The following is a 12,136-nucleotide window of genomic DNA, read 5'->3' on the forward strand; positions in this document are numbered from 1 at the left end:
CAGCACACGATCAATTCGTCTTCCTGAATAACCCCAAAGTCCCCTAATTTCCTGGCTCCTTTTTAGCAAGATTGTAGGAAATAGACAAAAAAGGAGAAAAACGATAGACTTTTTCGACAAAATCAGCCGTAGAAAGCGAACGATCATAGCTATCTCCCGCTTTATAGTAATCCTTTAGCTTATCTACCCATAATAAGCTCGCTCCCCCGCTAAATATCAGCTTTTGCGCTTTTCCTAAAACGGCCGAGATTCCGACGTAATAACTCACCTTGATATTATCCGTTGTAAAGTTCGTCCCAACCCCAAACATACCGCCGACTGCTAAGTTTTTGCCTATCCGGCTACACATATGCATCATGGCCGCTAACCCGGGCACCACTTTGTTTTGTGTTGTGGCATCTCTCAGTGTATTCAACGAGGTATTACTTTCAACTGCAGTTAACGTATAACTTTCAGAATTTGCTCTCCTGCCGAAAGAAAACGCCGGTCCTACACTGAAATCAATCTTCAATCCACTTTTTACCGGAATCTCAACTTCTGCCACCTGCTTAGCTTCGTAGGGCAATAATGCATTAGTCTCCACGGGCTCTATCGTAACTTTAAACGTCAAAAAGTCGCCCGTTGCCTGGATAGGAGCCGAACTTACCATAAAATTTGCCGGATTGATCAGTGTGTTTTGTAAGACGGCTACATCTTTGGCCATTTTCAGCAGGTTTTCGTCATCATTTATTTTGTGATAGCCTTCTTCAAAACGTTCCAGCGCCATTGCAATACGTTTATCATCCGCCTCAGACGGAGTAGCTTTAGCCTCTTCCAGTGCTATTTCATATTGCGTTTCGGCTGTCTGATATGTATTCCAGAACTCCTGAATACTGTTGTGCATACTACTTATGGAGAAAGCAGGACCTGGCATTGCACTCAACAAATCAGTATGGGTTTGCCATTTTTGTTTTGAGACCATGATTAACTCGTTTCTTCTGAGTATAATCTTATTAACCGCCGACGCCTTATCAATGAAAGTTTTGCATAGACTCACCAACACATCCATTTCCCGCTTTAAACCGGCAGCAGGTGCCACTCCAGCCAGGCTATTGGCAAGACTTGCCATATCTTCTTTCGCACCCGTGGCTTCAGCAACCCCTTCCGTTGTTTTAGCGGCTTTTTCCGTCGATTCTTCAAGCCCGAATAATTGCTGTAACACAACAGGCACTGATGTTACATATATCACGTTAGCACCTTCTATGTTTACCTTATAGCGAAATGTGTTAATATTCTCTACCTTAAAGACAACCCTACTACCATTTTTTACAGGTCCTATGTTCTGGAACCTCTGCGATTGGAAGTCATATGATTGCCCTGATGCGTACAGAATCGTGTAGCAGATAAGGAATATGGATAACAATATTTTTTTCATGGCATACAAGAATTGTCTGCACTTAGGCAGGGAGTTCAATTGATGAACAAGGGGGTAAGATAGTTTTCAAAAACTGCATACTCGGAGTGAAGAAGTATTCGCCCCCCTTCAGGTGCACAAACTGCCCGAATGAGGCTCGTTTATCACTGGCAGGATTACTCCATTGGGTGAATAATACGCCTTCGCGGCTTCCCTTTCCCTGACCGATAACCGGATCAATACCATCTGCATGCTGCGGATCGGGGTTGAAGTTCGGGAAGCCTTCATTATTTACCCAGGAGCGCTGAATAAATTCAAACTGATTGGCAATACTTGCCTGATAGCTCATAAACAACAAGCCAACCTCTTTTTCAGGTTTGGTAAAAATGATACCGTCATTCGGATCATCATTCCGCTTACCGAACGGAATGCCGCGTCGAGCCATAATATGTGTCTTTGACTGTTGCATGCCACCAGCACCGGCAGGCATACCAGATCGCGGATTGGTTTTACGGATGTGTGCATGGTAGGGACAGCGTGATGCATCAGCCGGGTCATAATCAAAATTATTAAATACCGCCCCATGAATCAGTTTCTCTTCGCCACGAACCTCAACCGGCGTTCCATCTTCAAAACGGCCTACCAGCATGGCACCGGCCCGCTCCCGATCCTCATCTGTCAAACCTAACCCGGTTGCCAAATCTGCTTCGGCCTGTTTGAAGCCTTTTACGTTTTGCTCCAGTTTCCGGAAAACAAAACAGCTACCCAAGGCGTGTTTGTCGTTCGCAAAGACATCTTGTGTTAAGACAAGCTCAATGTCTGCCCGCGGGTCAAATTTTATAAGTGCGGTATTCTTCAGTTCATCGTCACTTTTAAAAATACCATGGTTTTCCTTATAGGCATTCCACTCGTCTTCAAAAAATAAAGGTTGCGAGACACCGTCAACATATCCGAAGTGCTCAATGCCTGCCCCTTCATCATTAAAGATTGCTTCTCCTGTTTCAATGGTTGCCACAATACCAAACGACTGAATATCTTCCTGAACGGCTGCTACCGCTACATCCAGTTCTTCCGGATTAGCGTGTGCCAGTAGTAGCATGAGATGAATATCACGCTGAAAGCCAGCCTCCCACTGATTGATCTCCGGATCACTAAGTTCAGCGACGCGTGCCTTCATACCGATGGCAAACGATGGATCAATTGAAACCAGCTTAGTATCTAAATCAGGATCGTCCGCAAACAAAAACCGATAACCAGCCGCGCTGATGTGAATACAGGCAAAAAGTCCGGTATCTATCTTGCCACCGCTGTCTTTGAAAAGCGCATTCGTACGAAGTTGCTCATAAGCGGATTTTACGGTGTCTGATTCCACCAGGTTTTTCAGCCACTTTTTAGCCTCTTTCCGAAGTTCAGGTGTTGATGCAGGCATCCCGGCAAACCGGATAAAGAGGTTAGCCGTATGATGGCGGCCATGTGATTTCAGGATATTGCCCTGAATGCCCTCGAGCAGGGTCTGGTGTTGCGGGTCAAATTGATTTAACATGGGATCAATGGTTTGCGTTGGGAGTTACTGATTCGGTAAAGCTTTTTTCAACAGGCCTTCTATAAAATCGGTACCGGCATATCCGGCAGTAATAATCGCCAGTTGTACTTCTTTCGTCGGCAGCTCATTATCCTGTGATAAACTGGCCAGGCAGCCAGCCACAAATCCGACAAAAAGCGACAGCCATATTTTTTTGCTGTCAAAGTGCTGATCAAATTCAGCTTTGGCATCATTGACCGTTCCCGCCGTATTAGCCACGGATTTCTCCTGTAGCTTTTTTAGCCCGACAATCACCCGAATGCCTTGCCCAAGCAGGCCGAGCAGTCCGTATAATAACAGTTTCACTAAAATTTGATCCATAGCTATAAAAGGTTAGAAGCAGAATGTACCGTTTTTTATCAGCGCCTGACGTAGTATCAATTAAGGCGGAAGGCCGCTAAACCCGCTGTGTAACTCTACCTCAAAGTTCATCACCTTACCTGCATACCTTAATCCTTGATTATAAGTATTTTATATCCTATAATTTAAGGATATTCTGTTTGGTAAATAAATGATAGCATGTATGTTTGCTGAAACCCACATGCTCATGAAAAAACTGTTACTTTTTTTCTGCCTGCTGACCCTCAACGGATTTGCCAAAACACCCCGTCCTGACAGTCTCAAACGAGTTTTAGCCACCTTCCACAAACAACGCCCCGGACATACCCGTGATACCCTTCTGTATTTGACCATGAAGGAGCTCATGATCTACTATGACGAGCTGAACATGGATTCCTCGTTGCATTACAGCGATCAGTTAATCAAATTCTGTCAACACCAAAAGCTTGACAGGGGCCTGCTATATGCCTATCTGTACGCCGGTTATCTGTACTCCTCAAACCGGAACTTCTATCAAAGCATTGACATACACTATAAAGCCCTGACGTTAGCCAAAAAATTAAAGCAGTATACACGGCTAGCCCGGTCATACGGGGGATTAGCCCATGCGTACTTAGGACTGGGGAAATATGAAGTTGCCCTGAGGTTTGGTAAACAGGGATTAGTCGTTTTACGTGAGCATCCTGACGCCGATACGCAGGCATCGATTCTCAACGACCTTGGCGCTATATATCGTGAACAAGGGCGTTTGGCCGATGCGCTGAAAGTCAATGACAGCTTATACTCCTTTGCCCGAAAGCAGCGCTTACAGTGGCATGAAGCCCAGGGGTTACAAGCAATCGGATGGGTCTATAAAGAAATGGGGGATATGGCTCAAGCCCTTGCCTACAACAAAAAAGGATTGCTGGTAATACGCCAGCAACGGGGTACTGACCTTGCAGGCCGTACCAATTTAGAAGCTAATATTCTGGCCAATATTGCCGGCGTGTACATTCGTATGAAACAATGGCCACAGGCACTGGACTATTGCCGACAAGCGAAACAAACTGCACTAAACACACGGAATGGTACAGTACTGGCTGAAAGTGAAGAACAACGGTATAAAATCTTTAAAAACACAGGTCAGTTGGGCAACGCACTCACAGCCTATGAACATTATATAGTCCTGAAAGACAGTCTGGCTAAAGAAACAACCGACCAACGGATTGAACGACTGAGCGCTCAGTATAAATATGAACAAAGCCAGAACGAACTGTTACTGAAACAAAACAAGCTTTATTCAACAGAAATCCACAACGAGCAGCTTGCATCCGGTAACAGACGCCTTGTGGCAGGCCTGATCATCATTCTTGTACTTGCAGTTCTGCTCTTATGGAACAACAGACGGTTACAGGCCAAAAACCGTGAAATCGAGCAGCAGCGGGTTTTGATTGAAGCTGCCCGAAAAGACCTGGCCGACATTAACCAAACACTGGAAAACCGGGTTGACGAACGCACCAAAGAACTGGTCAATGCTAACCTGGAACTGATTCAGAAAAACGAAGAAATAAAAGCCGCTCTTTTTAAAGGACAAACGATTGAACGGAAGCGGGTTGCGCTGGAGCTTCATGATAACTTAAGCAGTCTGCTCAGCGCTGTAAATATGAGTATGCAATCTATTAACCCCAAAAATCTGCCTGAGTCAGAAATAGCTATCTATCAAAACGTCAAACACCTCATTCAAAACGCCTACACCGAAGTACGCAATATCTCTCATAACATTCTACCCGCCGAACTCGAACAAAAAGGACTCCCCGCTACGCTGACAACACTGATTGATAAGCTTAACCAGAGTACCCCACTCCGGTTTTCGCTGACAATCACTGGTATTCACGACCGATTACCTGTAAAAATTGAGTACAATGTTTATATCATTGTCTTTGAGCTCATTAACAATGCCATCAGACATGCACAGGCTACCCGGATTATCATTAGCCTGATCAGAAGCAATTTAGGCCTCGACTTATCAGTCAGAGACGATGGCATAGGCATGGGGCAGCACCATCCTAAACGGGGCATTGGTTTACAAAATATTCAAACCAGGCTAGATACATTAGGGGGTATACTTACCTTTATACAGCCTCTGGAAAAAGGGACCTGGATAAATATAAAAATCCCCATTGAAACGTTTCAGGTCAATGGGGAGGAGTAAAATGGTGCCGTTAATCTTGCTGTACTGATTCAATTTTATTGCATGTAGGAGGGTTTGTTGCATTCATACAAAACAACTGCTCCCCTTCAACCTTTTCTAAAATATGATTACTGGCTGAGCCTCTAAATTGTCTGCTGAAAGCATCAAAATCCACATGCTCCTCTAGTCGGGCATGCAGACTTAAGTTTTCAATATCAATAAAACAGCCATTGTTCTGACCTTTGTTTTCCGGATAGTTATTTTCCGCGAAAGAAATGGTCAATGGCAGCACAACCGTTTTCCCTGAAGAATCATAATCAAGTAAGGTAGCGGTTAAAATACCTTTCTCGCCGACTCCTATTCGTGCAGGCCCTTGAAACTTCACATAAACATACTTTTCGTCTTTTTCTTCTGGTTTTGTCTCTTCCTGCGTATTTTCTTCGTTTTGCATTTTTGTAGTGAGTTAATAGTGAATTATTTATTTAAATAAGTTGAAATTTAATGGCGTATTTCACCAGACCGATGGTCGACTGCACGCCGAGCTTCTGCATCAGGTGCTTGCGATGTGTTTCAACCGTCGAGGGGGCAATAAAGAGCTTATCGGCAATCTGGGTTCCGGAATACTCCTGCGCGATCAGCCGTAAGACATCCAGTTCCCGTTTGGTTAAGGTGATGGTTGCCGGTTTATCAAGATCAGGCGAGAACTCTATACTAGGTTCACTGGCCAGCAGCCTCAGCACTTGGTCGCTGTAAAATTTACCGCCTTTGCTGATCATGGTCAGCGCCATTTCCAGTTCTTCCCGTTCGGCACTTTTCAATACATACCCGTCGGCTCCTGCCCGGATCGCCTCCTTAATCGCATTTGGCTCGTCGGCAACGGTCAGCAGGCAGATACGAACGTGCGGAAACTGCTGCCGTAGCTGTAGTGTGAGTTCGATACCACCCATAACGGGCATTTGCAGGTCAGAAACGATTAAATCAATATCAGGTTCAATCTCCAGGGCGGTCAGTACCTGCCGGCCATTGGTATGTTTCGACATGACCTCAATGCCTTCGATACTTGCTAAAAGCAAAGCAAGGCTGTCCAGTAAAATCCGATGATCCTCGGCAACAAGAATGCGCATAAAGATGAATATATTTCATTGATTTGCAAGATGATAAACTAATAGTTAATGATCAATCCCATAGTTACATCAACAAAAGCAAACAGGACCCTTATCCTCCGGGTATGTTAGATAACAGTTGTTTTTTTTGTAAAACTCCACCTTTATGCCGCGTTTTTCCCTCCCGAAGTTCTATGATTTTGTATCCTCAAATTCGGGGATATACGGTACAGGAAACGTAGACGTAAGTATAGTTTACCACCAGAGGTCTCCTTACCGCTCAGGCCATAAACAAACCTTTCTTCATTACAGGTGATTCTTTCATCTAAAACGTTTGCAGGCAATCCGATTTAAACGGATGTTTGCAGTCCAAACAACACAAAAGGCGTTCAACCTTTCATAAAGAAACATCTAAACACATGGACCATCTCTTTTCCGCCGAAGGCATTGTCAGTTTATTGACGCTCACCTTTCTGGAAATCGTTCTTGGTATCGACAACATCATTTTCATCTCCATCGCCGCCAATAAGCTTGCTGCCGGCGATCAGCCCAAAGCCCGGAACATCGGCCTGCTGCTGGCCATGATTTTCCGCGTAGTGCTCCTGTTCGGTATTTCGTACCTGATTGCCCTCTCAGAGCCGTTTACACACGTTGACCTGGGTTGGTTCAAAGCCGGCTTCACCGGCCAAAGCGTTATTCTGGTGGTTGGCGGGCTGTTCCTGTTGTATAAGGCAACCACCGAAATTCACCACAAGCTCGAAGGGCACGAAGAAACCCCGGAGCCCGGACAAACCGGCGGTAAAGCCACCATCTCGGGTGTGGTTACCCAAATCGCGATCATCAACATCGTATTCTCGATTGACTCGATCCTGACGGCCGTAGGTCTGACCCAGAATATTACGATCATGATCGTGTCCGTAATTCTGTCGATCGGTATCATGATGTTCTTTGCCGGCCCGGTCGGTAAGTTCGTCAATGAGCATCCGAGTATTCAGGTATTGGGGCTGGCCTTCCTGATTATGATCGGCTTTATGCTGATAGCCGAAGGGGCTCACCTGTCAGAAGTTGTTATTTTCAACTCCGAAATTGGTACAGTACCGAAAGGATATCTTTATTTTGCCATTGCGTTCTCGCTAATGGTCGAATTCCTGAATATGAAGCTGCGTAAATCGCAGAAACCAGTTCAACTTCACGGATACGAAGAGCAGGCGAAACGGGAAGGTATTCTCTAACTTTCGTGGGCGAAGAGTGGTGGCAGAAAAACCACTCTTCGTTTTTCACGTTTCACTTGTCATACATTGCCGCTGTTAAGCCAACTACAAGACATTTTAAACAGCCTCGGTGGTTTTCGGCCCGAGTTGTGGCTCACTATTGCCTTTTGTTCTATTCTGATTGCCGAGTTGGTATTGCTCCGCCTGAAAACCGCGCAAGTCCGCCTTTGGCTCAGCAGTCTGACCATCGTTTTTTTACTGATTGCCGGTTTTCTGGTCATTCAGGGCACGCGTCAGGGATTTTTGTTTCTCCACTTACTGTTCTCCGACGATCAGGCCGCTTTTTACAAACTGATCGTTTTACTGGCCGCTGTTCTCGTTATCGGCTACGATCAGCTTACGGATAGTCCGGACCGGAAAGACCGTTTACCGGCCGAATGGTATCCGCTTTTGCTAGCCACGGTTCTCGGGTCGTTTTTGCTGACGATGTCGGTCAACCTATTGTCGATTTATCTCAGCCTGGAATTAATTTCAATCAGTTCCTACCTGCTGACGGCGCTTACCAAAACCCGCAAAGCCGTCGAAGGCGGAATCAAATACCTGCTCTTTGGTGCCATCAGTTCGGCCATTATGCTCTATGGCATGTCGCTGTTATACGGCATCACCGGCACACTCGACATCACCAGCCCTGCCTTCGGCATTGAGCTGGCCAGGAACGAGCCGCTGGTAGTGGCGGCGGTCGGACTGCTCACGATGGCGGGTTTTCTGTTCAAACTTTCGCTGGTGCCTTTCCACGTCTGGACACCCGATGTCTATGACGCCGCCCCGATTCCGGTAGCGGCCTTCTTTTCAATTGCCCCAAAAGCGGCAACTGTGCTGGTGCTGATGCGTATCGTTACGGCCCTGCCCGATGCCGCTCTGGGCTTTGATATACAGAGCCCGCTGGCGTTTGTGGCTATTGCCAGCATTACGCTGGGTAACTTCTCGGCCTTGTGGCAGACCGACGCCAAACGCCTGCTGGCCTATTCCAGCATTGCCCAGGCCGGTTTCCTGATTGTGGGGATTGTGGCCCTGAACAAAACCGGTTTTGAAGCCACAACCTTTTACATGGCCACCTATCTGTTCATCAACCTGGCCGCCTTTTTCCTGATCGATTTACTGAGCCGGCAACACAACGGCCGCCTGGCCATTGCCGATCTGGCAGGATTAGGAGCCCGTCAGCCCCTGCTGTCCATTGCGCTGACAGTGGTTATGATTGCGTTGGTGGGACTTCCGCCCACGGTGGGCTTTACGGCCAAACTGCTGGTCTTTTCGGCCCTTTACGAAGCCTTTCAGGCTTCGGGTAATAAATGGCTGGCCCTGCTGTTTGGCTGGGGTCTGCTGAATGCCGTCATTTCGCTGGCTTACTACCTCAAAATTCCGTTTCTGCTCTTTTTCCGGCCATCGCCTGTTGAAGAGACACCTGTTGTAACGGTTTCACCAATAGCGACCGGCCTGGCTGTCGGCCTGGCCCTGCTGAGCGTCTGGTTTTTCCTCAAACCCGAGTCACTTCTCCAGTGGATCGCACGGTTTTAAATCCGGATCAGGCAAATACACTATTCAATCCGCATTCCAATAGTTGTATATTTGTGTAGACCCTCAAAGTGAAATACATGAGTGTAACAGAAGCATTTGGAGATATTGCCAGTCTGATTGCTCAGATGGCTCCAGAGAAAGTAATTAATTTGAAAGCCTCATCTACTATGTCCGCTCAGGTAGAGGCGTTAATTTCTAAAAAAAAGGAAGGTAGCATAACGCCGGATGAATCCGCTGAACTAGAACGATTTTTAGGGCTGGACATTTTCATCAGCCTTGCTAAAGCAAGAGCGCGGCTTATTTTACATCAATGAGACAATCTATTCCGGAAAAGGTTCGGCAACAGGTTGTATTACGTGCAGGTTCAAGATGCGAGTACTGTCGTATTCACAGTGATGATTTATTTCTGTCTTTTGAGATAGATCATATTATTCCGGTTAAACATGGCGGTAGCAATGACCTCGACAACCTTGCACTTGCCTGTCCTCACTGTAACCAACATAAAGGTTCCGATTTTGCGACTATTTTGGAGAATGATATTGTCCGCCTGTTTAATCCAAGAACAGACAATTGGGATGAGCATTATCAGGTAACTAACGGGCTAATCGCTTCTCACACTAAAATAGGGACTGCGAGTATAAAAATCTTCCGGTTTAATCATCCCGATTTAGTGATTTTAAGACAGCTACTAATCCAGTTAGGACGGTATCCATAAAAAACGGGCTGACCAATCGCTGCCGACCGGCCAACCCGCTCCAGAATGGGTGGATATATTATTCTTTCGGTTCCTTTTCCGAAGCCGGTACAATCGGGACACGGCGAATGTCAGCCGTTTGCTGACGGGTCTCCGTCAACTCCAGCAACTTCATGCCCAGCAAACCGCTCAGCGACCCGTCGGTTGAGCTGCCGCCGCTGCCGTTGATGACCACATCCGGAATGATGCGGATATGTCCTCTGGCAATTTCTTCGGTAATCTTAAAGCGCGTAAAGTTTTCTTCGCCCATGGCTTTCACCTGCAACTCGTAGGCTTCGGCAGTTGAGCGGCCAATGGCCAGAATCTTCTCCGCTTCGGCCGTACCGGTTTTGGCAATACGCTCGGCCTCGGCATCTGCATTGAGTTTAGTCGACTCGGCTTCGGCGGCCGCACGACGGCGCGTGGCTTCGGCCTCTGCCTCGGCGCGCAGCTTCGTAGCCTCGGCCTCCGCTCCTACCTGAAGTTTCATACTGCGGGCTTCACCCTCACTTTTCTTCACCGAAGCATTGGCTGTCCGCTCAGCAATTTCGACACTTTGCTGAGCCTTCACGATTTCGCGCTGCATTTCGGCCAGGGCTGTTTCCCGTTCATACCCCTGCCGTTTTTCCTGCGCCATCCGCTGTGTTTCGTAGGTTTTTTCTTCTTCCTGCGCCACCTTCCGGTCGGTCAGGGTTTTCATCAGCGCTTCCGGTGGCACAATGTCGCCGATCAGCGTATCAACGGCGTTTACGTTATAGATTTCCAATACCCTGCGGATGTGCTCCCGGGCCGATTCCTGCCGCTCTTTACGCGTACTGAGGAACGATATCACATCCGAATCCTGCGCTGAGTTCCGGAAATAGTTACCGATGGTTGGCTCCAGTACCTGCGACACAAGATTGGTCATGCTCCCGAAACGGGCAATTACTTTTGGGGCTTCATTAGCCGGAATATGGATAATCTGCGCCACGTCCAGATTGAACGGGAAACCGTCTTTCGACCGGACTGTGATGGTCGACAGGTTACGGTCAAGTGCGTGGGCTTCTGACCGGGCATTGGCCCAGTTCAGCACAAGGTTCGTGGTCGGCACTTCTTCGACTTTCATCGTGTATGTATTGACCGGATATTTGCCGGGGCCCAGCGGCTCCATCCAGACCCCGCGAAAGCCTTTCTGTACAATATTCCCGTGCTTAAAGGTATCGCCGGTCAGGTCCTCCCCTTCTTCACCGATATAGGAGATAACCACCCCCACATGGCCAATCGGGACCTGTGTCATCGGAATCTGTTCAATCTGTACGGCCCACTGATTGATGTAATAAGAACCCGCCAGAACTACCTGCGGCTGCAAGCCGCGATTACCGCCATGTTGTAAAAATGTGTCAATATCCTGAAAGTTATTATGTCCCTCAACCTGTTTTCCGGCAATCTGCCCCGGCATCAGCGGAGCCCCATCCAGCGTGGTAATAATGCCGACCATGTTTTCCTTAATGTCGGTCATCGGCGCCACCGTTACCGCAAAGGCATAGGTGTTGATGCGGTATGTTCCGGGCGTCAGTACACCGGTCTGGCGTCCTTTCTGCCCGCCACTCGCCAGAAACTGTTCGGTATTCTGGAAATTATCGCAGGGCACTTTCCGGGCCAGAATATTACCGGTAGGTAGTTCGGCCCCGTCATTCGCCAGTACTAAGCCGATTTTCCCTTCCGGTATCACCGTAAACGGTTCCATATCGACGCCATACTGCCATGGAAACATCCACCAGTATAAACCAGGCGCCAGCGTCTGCGCCTGATAACCGGCTTCGCCTTTCGTCGCGATAATCCGGCCGTCGGGTAACTCCCGGTTCGGGCCTACCAGCACGTATTTTTTCGTGACCAGACCAATCCGGTCCTGCGGGACAATGACCATCCCGAACAAAAAGCGTAATACCCATTTGTACAGCACAAGGGCAATAAGAATGACAGGCAACCAGATCAGGATGCCGCCAAAGGCTAAAAAATCCATTGTAATTGTGTTTGTGGTTTAGTTGGAA

General features: G+C 47.5%; 11 protein-coding genes. 5 read left to right on the forward strand and 6 right to left on the reverse strand.

The features are described from left to right. Positions 1–43: 43 nt before the first annotated feature. The 3 genes from BLX24_RS11530 to BLX24_RS11540 are packed head-to-tail and all read right to left on the reverse strand — an operon-like array spanning position 44 to position 3,296. Positions 44–1,414 carry a hypothetical protein gene (locus BLX24_RS11530; protein ID WP_071503303.1) on the reverse strand — a complete coding sequence of 457 codons (1,371 nt, stop codon included), beginning with the start codon at positions 1,412–1,414 and terminating at the stop codon, positions 44–46. 22 nt (positions 1,415–1,436) lie between these two features. Beyond that, on the reverse strand, positions 1,437–2,936 hold the full coding sequence (locus BLX24_RS11535) for a Dyp-type peroxidase (protein ID WP_071503304.1): 1,500 nt from the start codon (positions 2,934–2,936) through the stop codon (positions 1,437–1,439). A gap of 24 nt (positions 2,937–2,960) precedes the next feature. After that, positions 2,961–3,296 carry a hypothetical protein gene (locus tag BLX24_RS11540; RefSeq protein WP_071503305.1) on the reverse strand — a complete coding sequence of 112 codons (336 nt, stop codon included), beginning with the start codon at positions 3,294–3,296 and terminating at the stop codon, positions 2,961–2,963. Positions 3,297–3,522: 226 nt separating this feature from the next. Here BLX24_RS11540 and BLX24_RS11545 point away from each other — a divergent pair, with 226 nt between their 5' ends. Beyond that, positions 3,523–5,505, forward strand: a complete 1,983-nt coding sequence (locus BLX24_RS11545) for a tetratricopeptide repeat-containing sensor histidine kinase (RefSeq protein ID WP_071503567.1) — start codon at positions 3,523–3,525, stop codon at positions 5,503–5,505. A gap of 10 nt (positions 5,506–5,515) precedes the next feature. Here the strand turns inward: BLX24_RS11545 and BLX24_RS11550 are convergent, their stop codons facing one another. Both BLX24_RS11550 and BLX24_RS11555 read right to left on the reverse strand, forming a co-directional pair. Next, a complete protein-coding gene (locus BLX24_RS11550; RefSeq protein ID WP_071503306.1) occupies positions 5,516–5,935 on the reverse strand; it encodes a hypothetical protein in 420 nt (139 codons plus the stop codon). A gap of 31 nt (positions 5,936–5,966) precedes the next feature. Further along, positions 5,967–6,608, reverse strand: a complete 642-nt coding sequence (locus BLX24_RS11555; RefSeq protein ID WP_071503307.1) for a response regulator — start codon at positions 6,606–6,608, stop codon at positions 5,967–5,969. Between the two features lie 398 nt (positions 6,609–7,006). On the opposite strand from BLX24_RS11555, the gene BLX24_RS11560 reads away from it, so the two are divergent. From BLX24_RS11560 to BLX24_RS31670, 4 genes are all read left to right on the forward strand, one after another. Next, positions 7,007–7,819, forward strand: a complete 813-nt coding sequence (locus BLX24_RS11560; protein ID WP_071503308.1) for a TerC family protein — start codon at positions 7,007–7,009, stop codon at positions 7,817–7,819. A 66-nt stretch (positions 7,820–7,885) separates the two neighbouring features. Next, a complete protein-coding gene (locus BLX24_RS11565) occupies positions 7,886–9,373 on the forward strand; it encodes an NADH-quinone oxidoreductase subunit N (RefSeq protein ID WP_071503309.1) in 1,488 nt (495 codons plus the stop codon). Between the two features lie 77 nt (positions 9,374–9,450). Next, positions 9,451–9,687, forward strand: coding sequence for a hypothetical protein (locus BLX24_RS11570; protein WP_071503310.1), 237 nt, complete (start codon positions 9,451–9,453; stop codon positions 9,685–9,687). Then, positions 9,684–10,088, forward strand: coding sequence for an HNH endonuclease (locus BLX24_RS31670; RefSeq protein WP_083421932.1), 405 nt, complete (start codon positions 9,684–9,686; stop codon positions 10,086–10,088). The genes BLX24_RS11570 and BLX24_RS31670 overlap by 4 nt, the downstream gene beginning before the upstream one ends. A 58-nt stretch (positions 10,089–10,146) precedes the next feature. Here BLX24_RS31670 and BLX24_RS11580 read toward each other — a convergent pair whose 3' ends face one another. Next, positions 10,147–12,108 carry an SPFH domain-containing protein gene (locus BLX24_RS11580; RefSeq protein WP_071503312.1) on the reverse strand — a complete coding sequence of 654 codons (1,962 nt, stop codon included), beginning with the start codon at positions 12,106–12,108 and terminating at the stop codon, positions 10,147–10,149. Positions 12,109–12,136: the final 28 nt, after the last annotated feature.

Origin of the sequence: Arsenicibacter rosenii (assembly GCF_001870735.1) — a bacterium.
GTDB classification, from domain to species: Bacteria; Bacteroidota; Bacteroidia; order Cytophagales; family Spirosomataceae; genus Arsenicibacter; species Arsenicibacter rosenii.